Here is a 24655-nt window from a genome sequence, read left to right on the forward strand (position 1 = left end):
TGCGACCTCCACATGGACGCACGGCGGCCCGACAGGCCGCCGAGTAACCTGACAGCTATCACCTTATGCGTGTCAGGTTATGGATCGCGTCCGTTTTCTTCAAGACCGCCCGGCGGTGTGCTGCCTACGGTGGCCCCATGACTCCACGACTCGACGCAATCGGTGTGGTGGCCTCCGACATGGCCGCCTCCGTCGCCTTCTACCGGCGCCTCGGGTTCGCGTTCCCCGACGGCGCCGAGGACCAGCCGCACGTCGAAGCCCAACTGCCGGGCGGGCTGCGGCTGATGCTCGACACGGAGGAGATGGTCCGCTCGATCGTCCCCGAGTTCCAGCCGCCGTCCGACGGGGGCCGGATCGGGCTGGCCCTGCTGTGCGACAGCCCGTCCGAGGTCGACTCGGTGTACGAGGACATGGTGGCCGCCGGCTACCAGGGCGGGCTCAAGCCGTGGGACGCCGACTGGGGACAGCGTTACGCGAGCCTGCACGACCCGGACGGCAACGGTGTCGACCTGTTCGCCCCGCTACCCCAGGCCCAGTAGCCGCCCCAGCGGCATGCCCGCCAACTCCTTGACGTCCCGGGCGAGATGGGCCTGGTCCGCGAAACCGGCCCGGGCCGCCGTCTCCGCGAAGGGCACCTCGGCCCGGGCGAGAGCGAGGGCACGCTGCAGCCGCAGGATGCGGGCCAGCGTCTTGGGCCCGTATCCGAACGCGGCCAGCGAGCGCCGGTGCAACTGGCGTGCGCCGAGGCCCAGTTCGTCGGCGGTCCCGGCGACCGGGCGGCCCGCGTCGAGGGCGGCGACGAGCCGCAGCAGCACGGGGTCCGGAGGGGTCGCACGTTCCAGCGCGATCTCCTCGAGTGCCCCCGCGACATCGGACGCGGCTGCGATACGTCCTTGCAGCCGCCGTACCTCGGACGCCGACCACAGCTCGGCCAACTCCACGCGCCTGTCGCGCAGTTCGTGCGCGGGCACCCCCAGGAAGGCGGGCGCGGTGCCGGGATAGAAGCGCACGCCCACCCACGTACTGGGCGCACCCTCGGTGACGTACGCGCGCGTGTCGGGCCCGGCGACCACCAGCCGCCCCTCGTTCCACAGCAGATCCATGCACCCGTCGGGCAACACGGACCCCGGGCCACCACCGGACGGGGTGTTGGTCCAGACGACCGCACCCGCCAGCAGAGACGCCCTCTCCGCATACACAAAGGCCAGCGTACGCGCCCCGATAGGGGCGCGGGGCTGTGACATTGTGCGGCTCCGCCGCGTGGGCGCGAGCAACCACAACGAACCCGCAGTCAGCCGAAAATCCGCACCCCGACGGCGAAACCCGCCCCCTACACCGCCACCCGCGTCCGGTGCTCCTGCGGACTGACCCCGTACACCCGCTTGAACGCACTCGACAGCGCGAACGCGCTCCCGTACCCCACCTGCCGGGCGATCGCCCCGATCGTGTCGTCCGTGTCGCGCAGACGGTCCGCCGCGAGGGCCAGCCGCCAGCCGGTCAGATACGTCATCGGGGGTTCGCCCACCAGCTCGGTGAAGCGGCGGGCGAGGGCGGCCCGGGAGCCGCCCGCCTTCGCTGCGAGGGTCGCGACCGTCCACGGATGGGCGGGGTCGTCCTGCAGCAGCCGTAGGACGCGACCCACGACCGGGTCCGAGAGGGCCGCGTACCAGGCCGGCGCCGCCGCCTCCGGGCGCGAGAACCAGGCCCTGAGCGCGGCGATGACCAACAGGTCGAGCAGCCGGTCCAGGACGACCTCCTGGCCAGGCTCGTCGCGCACGATCTCCTCCATGAGGAGCGGGGTCAGCGGGCACTCCCACACGTCCGTGGTGAGGGACAGCAGCGGCGGCAGCGCGTCCAGCAGCCGGCCGTTGATCTCGCCCTCCATCAGGTACGTCCCGATCAGCACGACCGTGGAACCGTCGGGCCGGTCGCCCCAGGTGCGCACGCCGAGGTCCATGGAGCCGTTCAGTGGCCGCCCGTCGGGATAGCTGCACTCGGCGCCCGGCAGGATCAGCGCCTGCGGGGCCGTGGCGGGGTCGTCGGCGCAGGTGTACGGGTCCGGGCCGCGGGCGATGGCGAGGTCGCCGGGACGCAGCCTGATCCGCTCCCCCGTGTCCGGGACGACCCAGGCCTCGCCGCGGACCAGCAGCATCACCGTCAGCGGGGCGCGGTCCTCGACGCGCACCGCCCACGGCGGGTCGAAACACGCACGGATCATGAAGGCGCCACGCGCCCGCGGTCCCTCCAGCAGGCCTGCGAGGGGGTCCCCCCGCGTGAGCATATTCGAGCGTGGGGGAGCGTCCATGCGGCCAGCGTAGACGCGCGCGTATGGGAATGAGCCGTTCAGCGATGGTCCCTTGTCGGGCACGGCAGTTGACTCGACGGCATGACACACGACGCGAAGAACATGACGGTAGTGGTGACGGGCGCCTCGGGCCGCACGGGCGGCCGGGTGGCGCAGGCCGCCGAGGCGGCGGGGCTCACGGTGCGGGCGGCCTCGCGGGCACAGGGCTTCGACTACGCGAACCCCTCGACGTGGGCGGACGTGCTGCGCGGCGCGGACGCGGCGTACGTCGTGTACCCCTCGGACATCGGCGCCCCGGGTGCCGCCGAGGCGGTCGGGGCGCTCGCGCGGGAGGCGGTCGGGCTCGGCGTACGGCGGCTGGTGCTGCTGTCCTCGCGCGGGCAGGACCGGGCGCGGGCGGCGGAGGAGGCGCTGCACGCGTCGGGGGCGGACTGGACGGTCGTACGGGCGTCGTGGTTCGCGCAGAACTTCAGCGAGGGGCCGCTGGTGGAGGAGCTGCGGCTGAGCGGGGCGCTGGTGTTCCCGGCCGGGGAGGTGCGCGAGCCGTTCGTCGACGTGCGGGACATCGGGGAGGTGGTGGTGGCCGCGCTGACGGCGGGCGACCGGTACGTGGGACAGACGATCACCGTGTCGGGGCCGCGACTGCTGACCTTCGGCGAGGCCGTCGCGGAGATCGGCGAGGCGGCGGGGCGCCCGCTGACGTACCGGGCGGTGTCACCGCGGCAGTACGGCGACAACCTGGCCGGCTTCGGGGTGCCGCCCGAGGAGGTCGAGGCCCTCGTCGAGGCGTTCACCCAGCTCCTCGACGGGCGCAACGCCCATCTCTCGGACGGCGTCCAGCAGGTGCTGGGGCGCGAGCCGCGCGACTTCCGGCAGTTCGCCCGGGAGGCCGCGGCGGCGGGCACGTGGAAGGGCGTCTGACCGGTGCGGGTCCGGCCGGGGTGGGTTTCGCTCACCGCCGCTTGGCGGGTGCCGCTGCGCCCACCCGTGCCGGCTGCCCGCAGCGAGGCGGGGTGCCGTGCGACTGACGGCAGCTGTCCGTACCCAGGGGCGCGGGGCTGCATCGATTTGCGGCTCCGCCGCGGGGCGCGACCAGCCCCCACCCAGCCGCACCCAAAAGACGACCCGTCAAGAACCATCCGGCTTGTGCGGTGGATGCATGCTCTTCGCGTGCGTCCGGAACCGTGACGAGACGTCCTCCGGGGGCAGGAAGCGGGACCAGCGCTCCGGGAACTCGGACGGCATGTCGGGGTCGTCGCCGTCGTCGTCGGGGGCGGGCCCGCGCTGCGCGGCGGCGCGGGCGACGTACTCGGCGACCTGCGCCTCGCGCACCCGCTCGTTGGCGGCGCGGGCCGCGGCCGTCGCTGCGGCCGGCCAGACCCGGTCGATGGCGGCGTTGACCGCGGCCCCGACGAGGACGGCGAACGCGGACACACCGATCCACAGCATGACCGCGACGGCGGCGGCGAGCGAGCCGTAGATCGACGCGCCCTCGATGGTGCTCGTCAGGTAGATGCGCAGCAGGAAGCTGCCGAACACCCACATGGCGAGGGCGACCAGCGCACCGGGCACGTCCTCGATCCACGGGGAGCGCACGGGCACGGACACGTGGTACAGCGTGGTCAGGAAGGCGACCGACAGGACGAGCACCACCGGCCAGTACAGGACCTGCACGAGGGTCTCCGACCACGGCACGATCCGTACCACCGCGTCGGGGCCCGCGACCATCAGCGGCAGTGCGACCGAGCCGATCAGCAGCGCCGCGAGGAACAGCAGGAACGCCACCAGCCGGGTCTTGACGATCCCCCGGACGCCGTCGAGGCCGTACATGACGGTGATGGTGTCGATGAAGACGTTCACCGCACGCGAGCCGGACCACAGGGCGAACAGGAAGCCTATGGAGATGACGTCGGGGCGGCCGCCCTTCATCACGTCGTCCAGGATCGGCTGCGCGATCTCGCGGACGCCCTTGTCGGACAGGACCGTCCGCGAGGCCTCGATGAGGTTGGCCTCCAGGCTGCTGATGCTGTCGGTGCCGGTCCAGTCGTCGACGTAGCCGAGCAGACCGATCAGGCTCAGCAGGAGCGGCGGCACGGAGAGCAGCGTGAAGAACGCGGCCTCGGCCGCGAGGCCCAGGATCCGGTACTCCATGCACGAGTCGACGGTGTCCTTGAGCAACAGCCAGGCAGTCCTGCGCTTCGAGACGTTCCGATAGAGGGCACGCGCGCGGTGGAGACGGCCTGAGGGCCGCTGGGGGGAATCGCTTGCTGGCTGCACGACCTAAAGGTATCCGCCACGGGAGCATGCACTCATCCCCCGGTCCCCCGGCCGGTCCGCGGGTGCCCGGGAACCGCCCCCTCCCGTTCGGTTCCGTCATACGGTAGAAAACAAGCAGCAACTCCGTGGAAACCGTAAAGGGAATCGAACTCCTTTTCTGTCATGCACCCGGTGGCCGAATTCAGAGGCCACCGGAAGCGGAACGCCCGACGGTATATGCGCTGCCCAAAAGTGAGTTCCCCGGTGAAGCGCCCGGACGGAGTGGCTCCCTTACCCAGCCGATGAACAGTCAACCGGCAAGAAGTCGCCATAGACCGAAACGGCCTTGACCCGTTCACAAGCCCACCGAAACAATTCGGATTGCATTCTCCGAGCGCTTCGAGGAGGCTCGGGAGCACCACGACACGGGGGACATCCAGGGCCTTGACCAGGCCCGACCATGCCGCGTTGCCCGTGGCCCGCGTGGAGACCGCGCGGGCCATGCCGTGCTGCCCCACGCCCTTTCACGCGGTCACTCCACTCACTTCCAGAACTACTTCTTCACCCATGCCTTTTCTTTTCCCAGGGCACTTCTCTTTCATACGACGCAACCGCACGACTTTCTCAGTCGTCGTGAACAGCGGGCGTCTTTTCACCGTATTCGTCCTTGAAGAATTCCGATGCAAGCAGCAAGGAGATCAAGTGGTGGTAAATCCCGGCGAGATCACGACAATCGCCCCGGTGAACGACACCGCACACGTCCTCGCCGAGGTACTGGCCGGGGTCGTCCACACCGAGCAGGTCCCGCTCGACAGCCACTTCTTCGACGATCTGGGGGCCAACTCGCTGGTCATGGCGCACTTCTGCGCCCGGGTCAGGAAGCGCGAGGACCTGCCGTCGGTGTCGATGAAGGACATCTACGGCCATCCGACGATCCGCAGTCTCGCGACGGCGCTCGCCGACGACCCGTCCGAGTCCCACGCCCCCGCACCGCCGGCCGAGCCTCCGCCGCCGCCCAGCAGCACCGCGCGCTACGTCCTGTGCGGCGTCCTGCAGTTCCTCGTCTTCGCCACGTACTGCCTCGTCGCCGGCTTCGCCACCGCCGCCGGGTACGGCTGGGTCTCCGCCGGTGACGGCCTGATCGCGGTCTATCTGCGCGCACTGGCCTTCGGCGGCGCCCTGTTCGTCGGGCTGTGCACGCTGCCGGTGGTGGCGAAGTGGGTGCTCGTCGGCCGGTGGAAGGAGACCGAGTTCCCGGTGTGGGGCCTCGCCTACGTCCGCTTCTGGACCGTCAAGGCGCTGCTGCACGCCAACCCGATGATCCTGTTCACCGGCAACCCGCTGTACGTCCTCTACCTGCGGGCCCTCGGCGCACGCATCGGCAAGGGCGTCACGATCCTGTCCCACACGGTGCCGGTCTGCACCGACCTGCTGACGGTCGGCGCCGGCACGGTGATCCGCAAGGACTCCCTGTTCCTCTGCTACCGGGCCCACGCCGGACGGATCCAGACCGGCAGGGTCACCCTCGGCCGGGACGTCTTCGTCGGCGAGAAGACGGTCCTCGACCTCGGCACGTCGATGGGCGACGGCGCCCAACTCGGCCATGCCTCCGCGCTGTACGACGGCGCCGCAGTCCCGGCCGGTGAGCGCTGGCACGGCTCCCCGGCCCGCCGCACGGACACCGAGTACGTCCGCGTCCCGCCGGCCCACTGCTCCACCCCGCGCCGGGCCGGTTTCGCGCTGGCCGCCCTGCTGCAGACGCTGTTCGTGTACGTCCCGCTCTCGGTCGGCGGCACCTATCTGCTGCTCGGCCTCGTGCCGGCGCTCGACCCGCTGCTCGACCCGGACGCCCAACAGCTGGCCTCGGGACACTTCTACGCCCAGGCACTGGTCCTGTCCCTCGCCCTCTTCGCGGGCGTCTGCGTCCTCGGCGGCGTCGTCGTGGCCGTACTCCCGCGCCTGCTGCATCTGACGCTGCAACCGGACCGGGTCTATCCCCTGTACGGCTTCCACTACTCGGTGCAGCGCTCGATCGCCCGCATGACCAACATCAAGTTCTTCATGTGGCTGTGCGGCGACAGCTCCTACATCGTCCACTACCTGCGGGCCATCGGGTACAACCTCTCGCACGTCGAGCAGACCGGCTCGAACTTCGGCACCGAGGTGGCGCACGAGTCGCCGTACCTGGCCACCGTCGGCAGCGGCACGATGGTCGCCGACGGGCTGTCGATCATGAACGCCGAGTTCTCCGGTACGTCCTTCCGCGTCTCGCGCGCCTCGATCGGGGCGCGCAACTTCCTCGGCAACCACATCGCCTATCCCGTCGGCGGCCGCACCGGCGAGAACTGCCTGCTCGCCACGAAGGTGATGATCCCGCTCGACGGCGAACTCCGCGAAGGCGTGGGCCTGCTCGGCTCGCCCAGCTTCGAGATCCCGCGGACGGTGGAGCGCGACACCCGCTTCGACCACCTCCGCGAGGGCGACGAGCTGAGTCGCCGCCTGAGTGCGAAGAACCGGTTCAACGCCCGCTCGATGGCCCTGTTCCTGTTCATCCGGTGGCTGCACTGGTTCATGCTCACGCTGCTCGGTTTCGCCATCTTCGATCTCTACGGCGGCCAGGGTGCCCTCGGGGGCCTGCTGATCGGCGGATACCTGATGGCCGGCCTCGTGCTGACCGCGGGCTACTACGTGCTGGTGGAGCTCCTGATCACACGGTTCCGTCCGCTCCAACCGCAGCTGTGCTCGATCTACGAGCCGTATTTCTGGTGGCACGAGCGGTTGTGGAAGGTGCCCGACAAGCACATCGCCGTGTTCAACGGCACTCCGTTCAAGAACGTGATCTGGCGGCTGCTGGGCGTGCGGCTCGGCCGCAGGGTCTTCGACGACGGCTGCTCCATCACCGAGCGGACGCTCGCCGCCATCGGCGACGACTGCACGCTGGCCGCGCAGTCGAAGGTGCAGCCGCACTCGCAGGAGGACGGCACCTTCAAGTCCGACCACATCACGATCGGCAACGGCTGCACCCTCGGGGTCGGCGTGCTCGTCCACTACGGCGTCTCGATGGGCGACGGCGCCGTACTCACCACCGACTCCTTCCTGATGAAGGGCGAGGAGATGCCGCCGGGGGCGCGCTGGGGCGGGAATCCGGCGGTCGCGCCGCGGCGCGCGTAAACGTACTCAAGGGGGAAGAAAGTCATGGAAACAGTTCCGCGCTGGACACTCGATCCGGCACCGGGGGTGGCGGAGCACGAAGTGCCCCTGCCCGACGGGGTGTCGACACGGCCCGCCGCGCTGCTCGCCGCCCACACCAGGGTCCTCGCCGCGCTGTCCGGCGAACAGCAGGTCGCACCGGTCGACGACAACGGGCTGCGCGTGAGTGTCACGGGCCGCACGCTGCGCCTGCGGTACGACACCGACGTACTCGACGCCGAGGCCGCCGCCCGGATCGCGGGCTACCACCTCACCGCCCTCACCGAACCCGAGCGGCCGAGCCTGCTGTCCGAGGACGAACTCCGCTTCCAGCTGGAGGAGTTGGCCGGGCCGCACCGGGAGCTGCCGGACCTGCGGGTGCACGAGCTGTTCGAGGAGCGCGTCAAGGCGCACCCGGACGCCGTGGCCGCCGTACAGGGCGAACGGCAGTGGACATACGGCGAGCTCAACTCCCGGGCGAATCAGCTCGGTCGGGCGCTCCAGGCACGCGGTCTCGATCGCGAGGGTGTTGTCGCCGTCGTCATGGAGCGCAACCTGGACTGGATGGCGGCCGTGCTCGGCGTGCTCAAGGCGGGCGGGGTGTATCTGCCGGTCGAGCCGCACTTCCCGCCCGAGCGCGTCGCGAGGACGCTGGCCCGCGCGGGCTGCGAGCTCGCCCTCACCGAGCTCGGCAGCGACGGCTCGCTCGACGGGGCCGCAGCCAAGACCCTGTTCGTGGACACCGCGTACGCCGAGGGCCACGCGGACGACGACCTCGGGGTCCCCGTCGCTCCCGGTCAACTCGCCTACATCTACTTCACCTCCGGCTCCACCGGCGAGCCCAAGGGCGCGATGTGCGAGCACGACGGCTTCCTCAACCACGTGTTCGCCAAGCTGGACGACCTGGGGATCGGCGCGGGGGACGTGGTCGCGCAGACCGCGCCCCAGTGCTTCGACATCTCCCTGTGGCAGCTGCTCGCCGCGACCGTCGTCGGCGGCCGGACCCTGATCGTCGGGCAGGACACGATCCTCGACGTCCCTCGGTTCGTGGACACGGTCGTCCGGGGGCGGGTCCATGTGCTCCAGGTCGTGCCGTCGTATCTGGAGGCCGTGCTGGCCGAGTTGGAGCAGCGGCCGCGTGAACTGAACGCCCTGCGCTGTGTGTCGGTGACCGGGGAGGCGGTGAAGCGGGAGCTCGTGCAGCGCTGGTTCGCCACCGCGCCCGGGATCCGGCTCGTCAACGCCTATGGCCTGACCGAGACTTCGGACGACACCAACCACGAGGTCATGGACCGGGTGCCGGACGGCGACCGGGTCCCGCTCGGGCGGCCGGTCGGCAACGTGCGCGTGTACGTCGTCGACGCGGACCTGACCCCCGTCCCGCTGGGGGCGCCCGGCGAGATCGTCTTCTCGGGGGTGTGCGTCGGGCGCGGGTACGTCAACGACCCCGAGCGCACCGCGGCCGCCTTCACCGAGGACCCGTACCGTCCGGGCGAGCGGCTCTACCGCAGCGGCGACCACGGGCGCTGGCGTCCCGACGGCAAGCTGGAGTTCCTCGGCCGCCGGGACGCCCAGGTCAAGATCCGCGGGTTCCGCATCGAGATCGGCGAGATCGAGAACGCGCTGCTGCGGGTGCCCGGGGTCCGGGACGGGGCGGTGGTCGTCGTACGGGGCACGCAGCTGGCCGCGTTCTGCGCCGGCCCTGAGCCGGTGAGCGCGGAGGCGGTGCGGGAACGGCTGGCGGCGACGCTGCCGTCGTACATGGTCCCCGCGGTCGTCCACTGGCGGGAGCGGCTGCCGCTGACCGCCAACGGCAAGACCGACAAGAAGACGCTCACCGCGCTCGCCGAGGACCTCGACACCGACGCCGAGGACCTGAGCACCGACAAGGACCGGCCCGGCACACCGGCCGAGCAGCGGCTGGCGGACGCCTGGGCCGAGGTGCTCGGCATCCCCGAGGACCGGATCGGCCGCCTGGACCACTTCTTCGACCGCGGCGGCACCTCGCTGTCCGCCGTACGGCTGGCGATCGCCCTGGACCGGGCGATCACCCACAAGGACGTCGTCCGCCTTCCGGTCCTCGCGGACCTGGCGGGCCTGCTCGACCAGCGCCACTGAAAGGAACCTGTGCCATGTCGTCCTCGCTTCTCCTTCCTGACATCGAACTCGCCCCGGGCCGTCCACCCCTCCTGGACATCAAGTGGGACGGCGATCCCGCGCATTGGACCGCCGAGCACCGCGGCGCGCTGCATGCCGTGGTCGCCGAGCACGGCAGCCTCCTGGTCCGCGGGCTGGACCTCGACGAACCCACCGTCACGGAGGCGGTGTTCCGTCGGCTGACCGACGCCCTGATGGCCGACCGGGAACCCTTCGCGCCGCGCCGCTCCTACGCGGACGGTGTGTACTCCTCCTCCAAGTGGCCGCCCAACCAGCAGATGTGCATGCACCACGAGCTGAGCTACGCCCTGGAGTTCCCGGGCCTGCTGCTGTTCGCGTGTCTGGAGGCGCCGGAGGCCGGCGGCGCGACCGCCGTCGCCGACTCGACGGCCGTGCTGGAGGCGCTGCCCCGTGAGCTGGTCGAGCGGTTCGCGCGGGAGGGCTGGCTGCTGACCCGGACGTACAACGACGAGATCGGGGCGTCGGTCGCCGAGGCGTTCGGCACCGACGACCGGGACGCCGTCGAGCGGTACTGCCGTACCCATGCCATCGAGTTCGCATGGCAGGACGACGGCTCACTGCGCACCCGGCAGCGGCGCAGCGCGGTCGTCCGCCATCCGGTGAGCGGGCGCCGCTGCTGGTTCAACCAGATCGCGTTCCTCAACGAGTGGACGATGGACCCGGAGGTGCGCGAGTACCTGGTCGACGTGTACGGATCCGACGGGCTGCCCTTCAACACCCGCTTCGGGAACGGCGATCCGGTCGGCGAGGACGTCGTACGGACGATCAACGAGGTCTACGAGGCACACACCCTGCGCGAGCCGTGGCGCTCCGGTGACCTGCTGCTCATCGACAACATCCGCACCGCGCACAGCCGGGAGCCCTTCGAGGGCCCGCGCGAGGTGCTGGCCGCGCTCGGGAATCCGGTGCGACTGACGGACTGTGCACCGACCACCGAAGTGAGGGCCGTATGACCGCCGCTGTCGCACCACCTTTCACCGTCGTCTCCGGCGAGCAGGTCCAACGGGCCCTGCACGGCCGGGAGCGGGAGATCGGCGAGCTCGTCGAGGCCGTCTACCGGCTGCACGGCGCGGGCGACTCGGTGAACCCGCCGTCGTACTTCCTGCGCTTCCCGGACCGTCCGTCGGCGCGGATCATCGCGCTGCCGGCTTCGCTGGGCGGGCCGCTCCCGGTGGACGGCCTGAAGTGGATCTCCAGCTTTCCCGAGAACACCAAGTCCGGGCTGCCGCGGGCGTCGGCGGTGCTGATCCTCAACGACCCCGACACCGGCTATCCGTTCGCCTGCCTGGAGAGCTCGGTCATCAGCGCCACCCGCACCGCGTCCTCGGCGGCCCTGGCGGCCGACCGGCTCAGCAGGGGGCGCTCCCGTCCTCTGCGGGTCGGCTTCATCGGCACGGGCCTCATCGCCCGCTACATCCACACCCATCTCACCGGCACCGGCTGGGAGTTCGAGGAGACCGGCGTGCACGACCTGTCCGCGGACAGCGCGGCCGGGTTCAGCGGCTATCTGGAACGCTCGGGCGCCAAGGGCCGGATCACGGTGTACGACAGTCCCGAAGACCTGGTCCGCTCCTCGGACCTGCTGGTCTTCGCCACGGTCGCGGGGGCACCGCACATCCACGAGCCGAAGTGGTTCGACCACCACCCCCTCGTCCTGCACGTCTCGCTGCGCGACCTCGCCCCCGAGATCCTGCTCACGTCCGCCAACTTCGTCGACGACGTCGAGCACTGCCTGAAGGCCGAGACGTCACCGCACCTGGCCGAACAGCTCACCGGGAGCCGGGACTTCATCGACGGCACCCTGAACGACGTACTGACCGGACAGGCGACCGTCCCTACCGACCGGACGGTGGTGTTCTCCCCCTTCGGCCTGGGGGTGCTCGACCTGGCGGTCGGCAGGTTCGTCCACGACGAACTGGCCCGGCGCGGCGAACTGCACGTCGTCGACGGGTTCTTCAACGAGCTGCGCCGCTACGGCTGACCTGCCGTACCCATGACGCATGAGGAGGGGGGCATCATGCCCGTCATATCCGATCCATCGGAATTCAACGAGGAGCAGCTCTACGTCGACCTACGGGTGGCGCTCGGGCTTCCGCTGTACCTGAAATGCGAGGGCTTCAACTTCGCCGGTTCGATCAAACTGAAGGCCGCACGGGAGATGGTGGAGGCCGCCGAACGCAACGGCATCCTGCGGCCCGGCTCGGTCCTGGTCGAGTCGTCGTCCGGGAACCTGGGCGTCGCGCTGAGCATGATCGCGGCGAGCCGGGGCTACGGGTTCCTGTGTGTGACCGACTCACGCTGCAACCGGGCGAGCATCCGCCTGATGGAGTCGCTCGGCAGCCACGTGCACGTCATCGACGACCCGGACGCGGACGGCGGGTTCCTGGGCGCCCGGATCGATTACGTGCGTGCACTGTGCGCCTCCGACCCGCGCTACGTATGGCTCAACCAGTACGAGAACCCGGGGAACTGGCGAGCCCACTACCGCACGACCGCACCGGAGATCGCCCGCCGGTTCCCCGACCTGGACGTCCTGTTCGTCGGGGCGGGCACCACCGGGACCCTGATGGGCTGCGCCCGCTGGTTCTGGCAGTGGCGGCGCCCGGTGCGGATCGTCGCCGTCGACAGCGTCGGCTCGGTGACCTTCGGCGGGCCGCCGGGGCGCCGGATGATCCCCGGCCTCGGCACCAGCGTGCCGCCGGCGCTGCTCGACGTGTCGTACATCGACGACGTCGTCCGCGTCGAGGAGCCGGACACCGTCCACGTCTGCCGGCGCCTGGCCGCCCGCGGCTTCATGTTCGGCGGCTCCACCGGCACGGTCGTCAGCGGCGCCCACCAGTGGCTGACCGAGCACGGCCGCCGCGACCTCACCGCGGTGGCGATCGCCCCGGACCTCGGCGAGCGCTACCTGGACACGGTGTACCGAGAGGGCTGGCCCACCGACGCGATCGAGCACGAGGCGGTGGGGGCGCTGGCGCGCTCGGCTTGAGCCGGTTGAGCGATGCCGCTCGAGAACCGGCACTGCCCTTTCAACGCCGGCCGGATCTCTCAGCCCGCCCGGCGTCCGAGGACGAGCACCGCCCTTCCAGCGCCGGCCGACATCTCTCAGCCCGTCCGGCGTCCGAGGACGAGCACCGCCCTCTCAACGCCGGCCGACATCTCTCAACCCGCCCGGCGTCCGAGGACGAGCACCGCCCTTCCAGCGCCGGCCGACATCTCTCAGCCCGTCCGGCGTTTGAGGACGAGGCCCCTTCAGGGCCGAAGCGGGGGTCTGGGGGCGGCAGCCCCCAGGGACGGGACGGGTAGGGGCGGCGGGGGCGAGTGACGTGTCCGTGGCGTGACCCCCGCCCTACCCCGAGGTACGTTCGCAGACATGGCAGGCACCACGCACACCGTGACCAACCAGCCCCCGCCCCTGGTCGGCTACGACGTCTTCACCACCGACCGCGCCCTCACCACCGCCGTAGAACGGCACCTCGACCCGACCCTGCTCGACGACGTCCGCGGCGAACTGGCCGCCCTCGGCCGGGCCGCCGGCTCGGCCCAGGTCCAGGAGTGGGGCGTGCAGGCCAACGAGAACCCGCCCCGCCTACGCACCCACGACCCCCATGGCCACCGTATCGACGAGGTCGACTTCCACCCGTCCTGGCACCGCCTGCTCGGCAAGGGCGTCGCGGCGGGCCTGACCACGGCCTGGATCCGGCCCGGCGGCCACGTCCGCAGAGCAGCCGCCTTCCAGGTGTGGACGCAGGTCGACGCGGGCAACCTCTGCCCGCTGTCGATGACCCACGCGGCCGTCCCCGCACTCCGCACCGACCCGGACCTCGCCGCCGAGTGGGAGCCGCGCCTGACGTCCGTGGTCTATGACCGCGAGCTGCGCCCCGCCCACCTCAAGGCCGGTGCCCTGTTCGGGATGGGCATGACGGAGAAGCAGGGCGGCAGCGACGTACGCGCGAACGCGACCTCCGCCCGGCCGCTCGCCGAGGCCGGGACCTACGAGCTGACCGGGCACAAGTGGTTCTGCTCGGCGCCGATGTCGGACGGGTTCCTGGTGCTGGCGCAGGCTCCGGAGGGGCTGACCTGCTTCCTGGTGCCGCGGGTGCTGGAGGACGGCACCTGCAACGTCTTCCTGATCCAGCGCCTCAAGGACAAGCTGGGCAACCGGTCGAACGCCTCCAGCGAGGTCGAGTTCGACGGGACCTGGGCGCGCCGGGTCGGCGAGGAGGGGCGCGGGGTGCGCACCATCATCGAGATGGTGGCGGCGACCCGGCTGGACTGCGTGCTCGGCTCGGCGGGCCTGATGCGGCAGGCCGTCGCGCAGGCGATCCACCACTGCACCTACCGGGAGGTGTTCGGCGGCACGCTCGTCGACAAGCCGCTGATGCGCAACGTCCTGGCCGACCTCGCCCTGGAGTCCGAGGCCGCGACCACGCTCGCGCTCCGGCTCGCCGCCGCCTACGACGACGGAGGCGAGCAGGAGCGGGCGTTCCTCAGGATCGCGGTGCCGGCCGCCAAGTACTGGGTGACCAAGCGCTGTACGCCGGTGACGGTCGAGGCCGCCGAGTGCCTGGGCGGCAACGGGTACGTCGAGGAGTCGGGACTGCCCCGACTGGTACGCGAGTCGCCGCTCAACTCGATCTGGGAGGGCGCCGGCAACGTCCAGGCGCTGGACGTGCTCCGGGCTCTGCAACGCGAGCCCCAGGCCCTCAACGCCTACCTCCTGGAGATCGGCGAGGCCCGCGGCGCCGACCACCGCCTGGACGCGGCGACCAAGGACCTCCTGACCGAACTCGCCGACCTGGAGGGCATCGAGGGACGGGCCAGGCGGCTCACCGAGAAGCTCGCGCTGGTCCTCCAGGGCTCACTGCTGGTGCGCTACGCCCCACCGGAGATCGCCGACGCGTTCTGCGCGGGGCGGCTGGGCGGCGACGCGGGCACGGCCTTCGGGACGCTGCCAACGAACCTGAACCTGGCCTCGGTGGTGGAGCGGGCCCGGCCGGCGAACTGACCGCAAGTGGTCCCACTCAGGGGCGCGGGGCTGCATCGATATGCGGCTGCGCCGCGTGGGCGCGACCAGCCACAACGAACCCGCAGCCGCCAACGCACACCAAGCCGCACCCCTTGTGGCGCACGGCCGACCAGCGGAGCGCGGGGGTGGTGCTGCGCCGACACGGCACCACCCCCGCCGATGGCCCGTTCGAGGCCGCGAACGCCGCTGCGACGGCGTTGCTCAAGTTTCAATCACGCCAGAGCGGTCCACCAGGGTTGCAGGGGGTTGCAACTTGCTGGTCTCTGTGTCCGGATTATGTCCGTCCGCCAGGGGTGCACGGCACTATTGGACGGACAGTCAGGACGGACATCGCGCCGTGGCCGAAAAGCTGCGGAAAACGGTTGTCCCGAGCCCTTCTCCCGGGAGGTCCAGTGGCGCACTCGCCGACGGACATGACGCAGCTGGCCGCCGTGGACTCGGCGCGCGCGGCGCGGGTACTCAGCGAGGTCCGCTCCGCCACGCTGTCCGGGCAGCGTGCCCCGCTCGCACCGCGGCCGGTGATCGAGCAGTCCTGGGGACGCATGCTGCGCAGCGGGGTCGACCCCGACCACGACTTCCGGACCGGGCTGCTGCCCGTCGAGGAGGTGCAGCGGCGCCGGGAGAACACGGCGCTCAGGCATGTGCTGCCGGTGCTGCGGGAGGGGCTGCTGTCGGTCGCGGACCTCGCCCACCACATCATGGTGGTCGCCGACGGCGAGGGCCGGGTGCTGTGGCGGGAGGGCAGCTCCCCGGTGCTGCGCAAGGCCGACGGGACCGGGTTCGAACTCGGCGCCGACTGGCGGGAGGACGTCATCGGCACGAACGGCGTGGGCACTCCGGCGGTCGTACGCCGGCCCGTGCAGGTCTTCGCCTCCGAGCACTTCGTGCGCTCGCAGACCTCCTGGACCTGCACCGGCGCCCCCATCACCGACCCGCGCGACGGTCGGCTGATCGGCGTCGTGGACATCAGCGGACCGCTGGAGACCATGCACCCGGCCACGCTCGCCTGGGTCGACTCGGTGGCCAAGCTCGCCGAGGCACGGCTGCGCGAGATGCATGTGATGTCGCTGGAGCAGTTGCGGGCGGTGGCGGCACCGGTGCTGGCCCGGCTCGCCGGCCGGGCCCTGGTGGTGGACCGGGACGGCTGGACGGCGGCGGTGACCGGGATGCCGTACACGAACCGGATCGCGCTGCCCAAGTCCCCGACGGCGGACCGCCGGTGGATGCCGGCGCTGGGTCTGTGCGCGCTGGAGCCGCTGGCGGACGGCTGGCTGATACGCGCCTGCGAGGAGCCGGTGCCGCCGGGGGCCACCCGGATCGTGCTGGATCTGGCGCAGCCGCGCCGCTGGTCGGTGACGGTGTCGGGCGGCGCGGGCGCGTGGACCCACGAACTGAGTCCCCGGCACGCCGAGTTGCTCTACCTGCTGGCCCTGAACCGCACCGGCCGCAGCGCGGCGGGCCTGGCCGAGGACGTGTTCGGCGACCCGGCCCGCACGGTGACCGTGCGCGCCGAGATGTCCCGGGTCCGTCGCTATCTCGGGGGATTTCTGGAGCACCGGCCGTATCGTTTCTGCGAGGACGCCGAGGTCGAGGTGCTCCTCCCGGACGACCCGCTCGACCTGCTGCCGCACTCCACCGCCCCGGCGGTGACCGGGCAGAGGGTGTCCGTACAGACGCCCTGAGCGTACGGCGTCCCGAGTGTCCCGGGCGTCCCGTCCGGGGCATCTTCCGCATATTTGCAGGTTCTTCGTCCCCACCGGTGCCTCCCTGCCGTAGCATCCCTCTACGGGCCACCCCACCTGCTCCTCGGTCAACGCACGGATCATCAGGCGCAGTTGGCCCGCCTCGGGAGGACATATGACGCATCGTGGCCGACATCGCCGACGCAGGCGGGGCAAAGCGGTGCGCGCCTTCCTGGCCGGGACCGCCCTCGCGCTGACCGCCGCCGCCACCATGATCAGTGCCTCCCAGGCCACGGTCGGCTCCAACCCAGGTGCCCTGAAGTCGCTCAGCTCGGCCACCGAGTCCGACGCGTTCGGGCTCCGGGAACACACCGTGCCCGAGCGCGCCCTCGACCGGCTCGCCTCCGCGATGGGGCGGCCGGCCGGTGTCGGCGCCGTTCTCGACTCCGCCGACCACAAGCTGCGCGCGGCGGCCGACTGCACGGCCGGCGAGCGCGAGGCGCTGCCCGTCGAACCGGTGGCCACGCGCGCGTACTGCTGGGACACCGCCGACACCCGGGCCTGGCGGGCCGGGGCGGTCACCACCTCCGGGGACGCCGACGACGACGGCCTGTGGGGCGCCAACCGCGTGATCCTCTCCGCGTGGACCAACACCGGCGGCGCGACGGCGGACCGGGGCCTGGCCAAGGTCGCCTTCGTCGACGCGAACGACCTGGAACGCCCCACCTACTCCTGGGTGCTCCTCGCCGTCCCGGTCGACGACGGACGCGACTACCGCGGCCTGGTCTCCCAGGTGTCCGGCATGGTCTGGTACCAGGACAAGCTGCTGGTGACCACGGCGGACGGCCTGTACGTGTACGACATGAGCCGCATCCAGCGCGCGACCGTGGACAGCGCCCAGGTGGGCCGGGTCCAGGGCGGCTGGGCGGCGCACGGCGCCCGGTGGGTGCTGCCCGCCGTCGCCTCCTACGCGCCGGTCGGCGATGCCGCCGCCGCCCATCCCGACTACATCTCCCTGGACCGCAGCACCGCGCCGGACAGCCTGGCCGCGAGCGAGTGGGTCTCCGTGGACGGCGACCGGCACGTGCGGCTGTGGCGCTACGACTTCAGCAGCTCCCCCGACCGCTCCGGACTGCTCGCCACCGACACCGCCGGGCAGGCGCGCGCGGCCGAGGCCTACGAGACGAAGGCGGACGGCGTCGGCGCCGTGCTGTCGTACCGCTCCACCTGGTATCTGGGCCGCGCCGCCGACGCACAGGGCGGACACGGCACGCTGTGGCGGCAGGACGCGAACGGCGCGAAGGCCCCCCGGTGCGGCTCCGACGAGTCCCAGCACTGCTGGAGCACGGAGGCGGAGTCGCTGTCCTACTGGGAGGAGACCGGCGAGGTCTGGTCCCAGTCGGGACGGGTGCTGTTCGCGCTGCCGCTGGCGTCCATCGACAGATCACTGGCGTAGCGACTCACCGGCATGGCGATTCACTCGTAGCGATCGCGATCGACAGACCGTCGGCCCGGATGATTCCCTGACCGGCATGGCCAACACCCCCGTGACCACGTGGTCCCTGCAGCAGACCGCCCCGACCGACCTCCTCCCGGCCGCCGCGCCGGAGGGCCACGTGCGGATCGTGCGCTCCGAGGAGCCCTCGCCCGAGTTCAGCCGCTTCCTGTACGCGTCCGTGGGCGGGGACATCCGCTGGATCGACCGGCTGGGCTGGACGTACGCGCAGTGGCAGGAACACCTGGACCGGCCCGGCGTGGAGACATGGGTCGCCTACGACCGGGGCACGCCCGCGGGGTACGTGGAGCTGGACCCGCAGGACGACGGGGTCGTGGAGATCGTCTACTTCGGGCTGATCCCGGCCTTCCGGGGCCGCCGGATCGGCGGGCACCTGCTGTCGTACGGCGCCGCCCGTGCCTGGGATCTCGCGGACCGCTGGCCGGGGCTGGCGGACACGAAGCGGGTGTGGCTGCATACATGCAGCCTGGACGGGGAGCACGCGATGGAGAACTATCTGCGTCGGGGCTTCGAGCTCTTCGACACCAAGGTCGAGGAGGAGCCGGACGTGGCCGCACCGGGTCCCTGGCCTGGTGCGTACCCGGCCTGACCTGCACGGACAAGACTCCGTGCGCCACATGTGATCGAGGACACCCTTGTCTCACACTTCGGGACAAGGGTGTCCGCATGATGGACGAAGCTGGACTGTGTCCAGATCGCCGTGACACGCTTCCGTCATGTCTGGAACTGGAATTGCCTTGGTGAGTCGGCGGCACGTCGACCTCGGCCGCATGTCCAGCGCCATCTGTCCGGCGCGCTAGCGAGCCGTAGCGCCGCCCGACATCTCCCGCATTGGTCTCATTCCTGCGCAATGTTGCGCACGTACACGTATGCGCCCGTACGCGCAGGTCAGAGCCGCATTCCCGCCTGTCCCGAAGGACGAATAACCATGGCCGCCACCCCGCAGAACCCTGCCGCCGAGACTCCCCGCCGCAAGGTGAGCCGTCACCGCGGTGAGGGTCAGTGGGCCGCGGGGCACTTCACCCCGCTGAACGGCAACGAGCAGTTCAAGAAGGACGACGACGGTCTCAATGTGCGGACACGCATTGAGACGATCTACTCCAAGCGGGGCTTCGACTCGATCGACCCCAACGACCTCCGCGGCCGGATGCGCTGGTGGGGGCTGTACACCCAGCGCAAGCCCGGGATCGACGGCGGCAAGACCGCGATCCTGGAGCCGGAGGAGCTGGACGACGAGTACTTCATGCTGCGCGTCCGTATCGACGGCGGCCGCCTGACCACGCAGCAGCTGCGCGTGATCGGCGAGATCTCGCAGGAGTTCGCCCGCGGCACCGCGGACCTCACCGACCGGCAGAACGTCCAGTACCACTGGATCCGGATCGAGGACGTACCCGAGATCTGGAACCGTCTCGAGGCCGTCGGCCTGTCCACCACCGAGGCCTGCGGTGACACGCCCCGCGTCGTCCTCGGTTCGCCGGTGGCCGGGATCGCCGAGGACGAGATCATCGACGGCAGCTCCGCCATCGACGAGATCCAGCGCCGGATCATCGGCAACAAGGCCTTCTCGAACCTGCCCCGCAAGTTCAAGTCCGCGATCTCCGGCTCGCCGCTCCTCGACGTGGCGCACGAGATCAACGACATCGCCTTCGTCGGTGTGAACCACCCCGAGCACGGCCCCGGCTTCGACCTGTGGGTCGGCGGCGGCCTGTCCACCAACCCCAAGATCGGCCAGCGCCTCGGCGCCTGGGTCCCGCTGGACGAGGTCCCGGACGTCTACGAGGGCGTCATCTCGATCTTCCGCGACTACGGCTACCGGCGGCTGCGCACCCGCGCCCGTCTGAAGTTCCTGGTCGCCGACTGGGGCGTCGAGAAGTTCCGCCAGGTCCTGGAGGACGAGTACCTCCAGCGCAAGCTGGTCGACGGCCCGGCCCCGGACCAGCCGGTCGCCCGCTGGCGCGACCACGTCGGTGTGCACCGGCAGAAGGACGGCAACTTCTACGTCGGGTTCGCCCCGCGGGTCGGCCGTGTGGACGGTGCGACCCTGACGAAGATCGCCGAGCTGGCGGAGGCACACGGCTCGGGCCGGGTGCGCACCACCGTCGAGCAGAAGATGATCGTCCTCGATGTCGAGGAGACGCAGGTCGAGTCGCTGGTCGAGGCCCTGGAGGCCCTGGACCTGACCGCCAAGCCCTCCCCGTTCCGGCGCGGCACCATGGCCTGCACCGGCATCGAGTACTGCAAGCTCGCCATCGTCGAGACCAAGGCGCGCGGCGCCTCGCTGATCGACGAACTGGAGCGCCGTATCCCGGAGTTCGACGAGCCGCTCACCATCAACATCAACGGCTGCCCGAACGCCTGCGCCCGTATCCAGGTGGCGGACATCGGTCTCAAGGGCCAGCTCATGCTCAACGACCAGGGTGAGCAGGTCGAGGGCTACCAGGTGCACCTCGGTGGCGCGCTCGGCCTTGAGGCCGGCTTCGGCCGCAAGGTGCGTGGCCTGAAGGTCACGTCCGAGGAGCTGCCGGACTACGTCGAGCGCGTCCTGACGCGGTTCCAGGAGGAGCGCGAGGACGGCGAGCGCTTCGCCGCCTGGGCCTCGCGGGCCAGCGAGGAGTCCCTCTCATGAGCGAGCGGGCCGCCCCCTTCTACTGCCCCTACTGCGGTGACGAAGACCTTCGTCCGAGTGAAGCCGCTGAAGGCAGTCACGGCGCGTGGGAATGCGCGGCGTGCAACCGGGCCTTCCAGTTGAAGTTCCTCGGGCTTCTTGCCCGGGGGCTTCACACCGAAGCAGGGGGAGACGAGATATGACCGCGGTTCAGGAAGAGCGCACGACCGAGGATCTCAAGGCGCTCGCCGAGCAGGCGGGCCGTGACCTGGAGGACGCCTCGGCCCTGGAGATCCTCCAGTGGGCCGTCGCCACGTTCGGCAAGCGCTTCTGCGTGACCTCCTCGATGGAGGACGCGGTGGTCGCCCACCTCGCCTCCCGCGCGATGCCCGGCGGCGCCAAAGTCGACGTAGTCTTCCTCGACACCGGCTACCACTTCCCCGAGACCATCGGCACCCGTGACGCGGTCGAGGCCGTGATGGACGTCAACGTCATCACGCTCACCCCGCGCCGGACGGTCGCCGAGCAGGACGCGGAGTACGGCCCCAAGCTGCACGACCGCGACCCCGACCTGTGCTGCAAGCTGCGCAAGGTCGAGCCGCTGGAGCGGGGCCTGAAGAACTACCTGGCCTGGGCGACCGGTCTGCGCCGCGACGAGTCCCCGACCCGGGCGAACACCCCGGTCGTCGGCTGGGACGAGAAGCGCCAGAAGGTCAAGGTCTCCCCCATCGCCCGCTGGACCCAGGACGACGTGGACGCGTACGTCGCCGAACACGGCGTACTCACCAACCCGCTGCTGATGGACGGCTACGCCTCCGTCGGCTGCGCCCCCTGCACCCGCCGCGTCCTGGAGGGCGAGGACGCGCGCGCCGGCCGCTGGGCGGGCCGCGGCAAGACCGAGTGCGGGCTGCACGAATGACCATCACCGAGAAGGAGTTGCACGTGACGACCGGAGCCACCGTCTGGCTCACGGGTCTGCCGAGTGCCGGCAAGACCACCATCGCGTACGAGCTGGCAGGCCGGCTGCGCGAGGAGGGCCACCTCGTCGAGGTGCTCGACGGCGACGAGATCCGCGAGTTCATCTCGGCGGGCCTCGGCTTCAGCCGCGAGGACCGGCACACGAACGTGCAGCGCATCGGCTTCCTCGCCGAGCTGCTCGCCCGCAACGGCGTCAAGGCGCTCGTCCCGGTGATCGCGCCGTACGCGGACAGCCGCGAGGCCGTGCGCAAGCGGCACCAGGAGAGCGGCGCCGCGTACATCGAGGTGCACGTGGCGACCCCGGTCGAGGTGTGCTCCGTACGCGATGTGAAGGGCCTGTACGCCAAGCAGGCGGCGGGCGAGCTGTCCGGGCTCACGGGGGTCGACGACCCCTACGAGGAGCCCGAGTCGCCCGACCTGCGGATCGAGTCGCAGGACCAGACCGTCCAGGAGTCCGCAGCCACGCTCCACGCGCTGCTCACCGAGAGGGGACTGGCATGACGACGACCGTTGCCAAGCCGGCGGAGGGTACGGGCGTCCCGTACACCCTGTCCCACCTGGACGCGCTGGAGTCCGAGGCCGTCCACATCTTCCGCGAGGTGGCGGGTGAGTTCGAGCGGCCGGTGATCCTGTTCTCCGGCGGCAAGGACTCGATCGTCATGCTGCATCTGGCGCTGAAGGCCTTCGCCCCCGCGGCGATCCCCTTCACGCTGCTGCACGTGGACACGGGCCACAACTTCCCCGAGGTCCTGGAGTACCGCGACCGTGCGGTGGCCACACATGGGCTGCGGCTCCATGTGGCCTCCGTACAGGACTACATCGACCGCGGTGTGCTGAAGGAGCGTCCGGACGGGACCCGCAACCCGCTCCAGACCCTTCCGCTCACCGAGAAGATCCAGGCCGAGAAGTTCGACGCGGTCTTCGGTGGCGGTCGGCGTGACGAGGAGAAGGCCCGGGCCAAGGAGCGGGTGTTCTCCCTGCGCGACGAGTTCTCGCAGTGGGACCCGCGCCGCCAGCGGCCCGAGCTGTGGAACCTCAGCTCGACGTCTGGCAGTACATCGCCCGCGAGGGCATCGAACTGCCGGAGATCTACTTCGCGCACGAGCGCGAGGTGTTCCAGCGGGCGGGGATGTGGCTGACCGCCGGTGAGTGGGGCGGCCCCAAGGACGGGGAGACCGTCGAGAAGCGCCTCGTGCGCTACCGCACCGTCGGCGACATGTCCTGCACGGGTGCCGTCGACTCCGACGCGGTGACGCTGGACGACGTGATCGCCGAGATCGCCGCCTCCCGGCTCACCGAGCGGGGCGCGACCCGCGCCGACGACAAGATGTCCGAGGCCGCGATGGAAGACCGTAAGCGCGAGGGGTACTTCTAAGCATGAGCACCATCACGGAACTCTCCGAGACCACGCTCCTGCGGTTCGCCACCGCCGGTTCCGTCGACGACGGCAAGTCCACGCTCGTGGGCCGGCTGCTGCACGACTCCAAGTCGATCCTCACCGACCAGCTGGAGGCCGTGGAGCGCGCGTCGGCTTCGCGGGGGCAGGAGGCCCCTGACCTCGCGCTGCTCACCGACGGCCTGCGCGCCGAGCGCGAGCAGGGCATCACCATCGACGTGGCCTACCGCTACTTCGCCACGCCGAAGCGCCGGTTCATCCTCGCCGACACCCCCGGCCACGTGCAGTACACCCGCAACATGGTGACGGGTGCCTCCACGGCCGAGCTGACGGTGATCCTCATCGACGCCCGCAACGGCGTCGTCGAGCAGACCCGCCGGCACGCCGCCCTCGCGGCGCTGCTGCGGGTCCCGCACGTGGTGCTCGCCGTGAACAAGATGGACCTGGTCGACTACCAGGAGTCCGTGTTCGCCGCGATCGCCGAGGAGTTCACGGCGTACGCGCTGGAGCTCGGCGTCCCGGAGGTCACCGCGATCCCGATCTCGGCGCTCGCCGGGGACAACGTGGTCGACCCGTCCGCGAACATGGACTGGTACGGCGGCCCGACCGTCCTGGAGCACCTGGAGACGGTTCCGGTCGCCCACGACCTGAGCCACTGCCACGCCCGCCTCCCCGTGCAGTACGTGATCCGGCCGCAGACCGCCGAGCACCCGGACTACCGGGGCTACGCGGGCCAGATCGCCGCCGGTTCCTTCCGCGTCGGCGAGTCCGTGACGGTCCTGCCCTCCGGCCACGCGTCGAAGATCGCCGGCATCGACCTGCTCGGCGAGCCGGTCGACGTCGCCTGGACCACCCAGTCGGTCACCGTCCTGCTCGAGGACGACATCGACATCTCGCGCGGCGACCTGATCGTGCCCAGCAAGGACGCGCCGCCGACCACGCAGGACGTCGAGGCGACCGTCTGCCACGTCGCCGACGCGCCGCTGACCGTCGGCCACCGGGTGCTGCTCAAGCACGGCACCCGCACGGTCAAGGCGATCGTCAAGGACATCCCGTCCCGTCTCACGCTCGACGACCTGTCCCTGCACCCGCACCCGGGACAGCTCGTCGCCAACGACATCGGCCGTGTGAAGATCCGCACCGCGGAGCCGCTGCCGGTGGACTCGTACGCCGACTCGCGGCGCACGGGCTCGTTCATCCTGATCGACCCGAACGACGGCACCACGCTCACCGCGGGCATGGTCGGCGAGTCGTTCGCCTCCCCGGAGCCGGTCAAGGACGAGTCCGAGGACGACGGGTGGGACTTCTGACATGAATGCCACCGACTACTACTCCACGTTCGCGAAAGAGGGCGGCCGCATCGGCAGCGGTGACCTCGGCAGTGGGCAGGGCGGAGTGGCGCGATGTGCGTGCTGACGTACGCGCACCGCTTGCGCGCCCCGTCCCCCCACCCGACGTCCCGGACGAGACGAAGACCTGCCGACCTCCCGGCCACGACCTGAGAGACGTGACCGCCGGGCC

At 70.9% G+C, this 24655-nt stretch carries 20 protein-coding genes and 1 pseudogene; 18 read left to right on the forward strand and 3 right to left on the reverse strand.

All coding sequences use genetic code 11. The features are described from left to right. The first annotated feature begins 137 nt into the window (after positions 1 to 137). The gene (locus IG08_RS0117680; RefSeq protein ID WP_030602767.1) at positions 138 to 539 is read left to right on the forward strand and encodes a VOC family protein; all 402 of its coding nucleotides are present in this window, start codon (positions 138 to 140) and stop codon (positions 537 to 539) included. Here the strand turns inward: IG08_RS0117680 and IG08_RS0117685 are convergent. Together IG08_RS0117685 and IG08_RS0117690 are read right to left on the reverse strand one after the other, a co-directional pair. Next, positions 522 to 1199 carry a helix-turn-helix transcriptional regulator gene (locus IG08_RS0117685; protein WP_030602770.1) on the reverse strand — a complete coding sequence of 226 codons (678 nt, stop codon included), beginning with the start codon at positions 1197 to 1199 and terminating at the stop codon, positions 522 to 524. The genes IG08_RS0117680 and IG08_RS0117685 overlap by 18 nt on opposite strands. Positions 1200 to 1330: 131 nt before the next feature. Continuing rightward, positions 1331 to 2281: an AraC family transcriptional regulator gene (locus IG08_RS0117690; protein WP_030602772.1), complete on the reverse strand. Its 951-nt coding sequence runs from the start codon at positions 2279 to 2281 to the stop codon at positions 1331 to 1333. 105 nt (positions 2282 to 2386) lie between these two features. On the opposite strand from IG08_RS0117690, the gene IG08_RS0117695 reads away from it, so the two are divergent. Next, the gene (locus IG08_RS0117695; protein WP_030602774.1) at positions 2387 to 3226 is read left to right on the forward strand and encodes an NmrA family NAD(P)-binding protein; all 840 of its coding nucleotides are present in this window, start codon (positions 2387 to 2389) and stop codon (positions 3224 to 3226) included. Positions 3227 to 3433: 207 nt separating this feature from the next. Here the strand turns inward: IG08_RS0117695 and IG08_RS0117700 are convergent, their stop codons facing one another. Continuing rightward, positions 3434 to 4582, reverse strand: coding sequence for a YihY/virulence factor BrkB family protein (locus IG08_RS0117700; protein ID WP_078655631.1), 1149 nt, complete (start codon positions 4580 to 4582; stop codon positions 3434 to 3436). Between the two features lie 681 nt (positions 4583 to 5263). Between IG08_RS0117700 and IG08_RS0117705 the strand changes: the two genes are divergently transcribed. The 16 genes and pseudogenes from IG08_RS0117705 to IG08_RS0117770 all read left to right on the forward strand — a co-directional run bounded on the left by IG08_RS0117705 (position 5264) and on the right by IG08_RS0117770 (position 24444). Continuing rightward, positions 5264 to 7732 carry a Pls/PosA family non-ribosomal peptide synthetase gene (locus tag IG08_RS0117705; protein ID WP_078655632.1) on the forward strand — a complete coding sequence of 823 codons (2469 nt, stop codon included), beginning with the start codon at positions 5264 to 5266 and terminating at the stop codon, positions 7730 to 7732. A gap of 24 nt (positions 7733 to 7756) precedes the next feature. Continuing rightward, positions 7757 to 9868 (forward strand): non-ribosomal peptide synthetase, encoded by a 2112-nt coding sequence (locus IG08_RS0117710; protein ID WP_030602782.1) that lies wholly within the window; start codon positions 7757 to 7759, stop codon positions 9866 to 9868. A gap of 14 nt (positions 9869 to 9882) precedes the next feature. Next, on the forward strand, positions 9883 to 10881 hold the full coding sequence (locus tag IG08_RS0117715) for a TauD/TfdA family dioxygenase (RefSeq protein WP_030602785.1): 999 nt from the start codon (positions 9883 to 9885) through the stop codon (positions 10879 to 10881). Then, the gene (sbnB, locus tag IG08_RS0117720; RefSeq protein WP_030602788.1) at positions 10878 to 11909 is read left to right on the forward strand and encodes a 2,3-diaminopropionate biosynthesis protein SbnB; all 1032 of its coding nucleotides are present in this window, start codon (positions 10878 to 10880) and stop codon (positions 11907 to 11909) included. The genes IG08_RS0117715 and sbnB overlap by 4 nt, the downstream gene beginning before the upstream one ends. Before the next feature lie 36 nt (positions 11910 to 11945). After that, positions 11946 to 12917 carry a 2,3-diaminopropionate biosynthesis protein SbnA gene (gene sbnA, locus IG08_RS0117725; RefSeq protein ID WP_030602791.1) on the forward strand — a complete coding sequence of 324 codons (972 nt, stop codon included), beginning with the start codon at positions 11946 to 11948 and terminating at the stop codon, positions 12915 to 12917. A gap of 384 nt (positions 12918 to 13301) precedes the next feature. Further along, positions 13302 to 14936, forward strand: a complete 1635-nt coding sequence (locus IG08_RS0117730) for an acyl-CoA dehydrogenase family protein (protein ID WP_030602794.1) — start codon at positions 13302 to 13304, stop codon at positions 14934 to 14936. Positions 14937 to 15349: 413 nt separating this feature from the next. Next, a complete protein-coding gene (locus IG08_RS0117735) occupies positions 15350 to 16639 on the forward strand; it encodes a GAF domain-containing protein (protein ID WP_030602798.1) in 1290 nt (429 codons plus the stop codon). 175 nt (positions 16640 to 16814) lie between these two features. Beyond that, a complete protein-coding gene (locus IG08_RS0117740; RefSeq protein ID WP_030602801.1) occupies positions 16815 to 18095 on the forward strand; it encodes a hypothetical protein in 1281 nt (426 codons plus the stop codon). Between the two features lie 76 nt (positions 18096 to 18171). Then, entirely contained in the window at positions 18172 to 18744 is a 573-nt protein-coding gene (locus tag IG08_RS0117745; protein WP_030602804.1) for a GNAT family N-acetyltransferase, read from the forward strand. Positions 18745 to 18871: 127 nt separating this feature from the next. Next, the gene (locus IG08_RS62815; protein ID WP_310591794.1) at positions 18872 to 18955 is read left to right on the forward strand and encodes a putative leader peptide; all 84 of its coding nucleotides are present in this window, start codon (positions 18872 to 18874) and stop codon (positions 18953 to 18955) included. A 128-nt stretch (positions 18956 to 19083) separates the two neighbouring features. Continuing rightward, on the forward strand, positions 19084 to 20781 hold the full coding sequence (locus IG08_RS0117750) for a nitrite/sulfite reductase (RefSeq protein WP_030602807.1): 1698 nt from the start codon (positions 19084 to 19086) through the stop codon (positions 20779 to 20781). Beyond that, positions 20778 to 20963 carry a hypothetical protein gene (locus IG08_RS61370; protein ID WP_078655634.1) on the forward strand — a complete coding sequence of 62 codons (186 nt, stop codon included), beginning with the start codon at positions 20778 to 20780 and terminating at the stop codon, positions 20961 to 20963. Before IG08_RS0117750 ends, IG08_RS61370 begins: the two co-directional genes overlap by 4 nt. Continuing rightward, positions 20960 to 21679, forward strand: a complete 720-nt coding sequence (locus tag IG08_RS0117755; RefSeq protein WP_030602810.1) for a phosphoadenylyl-sulfate reductase — start codon at positions 20960 to 20962, stop codon at positions 21677 to 21679. Before IG08_RS61370 ends, IG08_RS0117755 begins: the two co-directional genes overlap by 4 nt. Positions 21680 to 21702: 23 nt before the next feature. After that, positions 21703 to 22239, forward strand: coding sequence for an adenylyl-sulfate kinase (gene cysC, locus IG08_RS0117760; protein WP_043454604.1), 537 nt, complete (start codon positions 21703 to 21705; stop codon positions 22237 to 22239). Then, positions 22236 to 23113, forward strand: a pseudogene (cysD, locus tag IG08_RS54255) (sulfate adenylyltransferase subunit CysD). Before cysC ends, cysD begins: the two are co-directional and overlap by 4 nt. A 2-nt stretch (positions 23114 to 23115) precedes the next feature. Then, complete coding sequence (locus IG08_RS0117770) at positions 23116 to 24444, forward strand: sulfate adenylyltransferase subunit 1 (RefSeq protein ID WP_030602816.1); 1329 nt, start codon at positions 23116 to 23118, stop codon at positions 24442 to 24444. Positions 24445 to 24655 lie beyond the last annotated feature (211 nt).

Source organism: Streptomyces fulvoviolaceus (genome assembly GCF_000718165.1).
In the GTDB taxonomy this organism is placed as follows: domain Bacteria; phylum Actinomycetota; class Actinomycetes; order Streptomycetales; family Streptomycetaceae; genus Streptomyces; species Streptomyces fulvoviolaceus.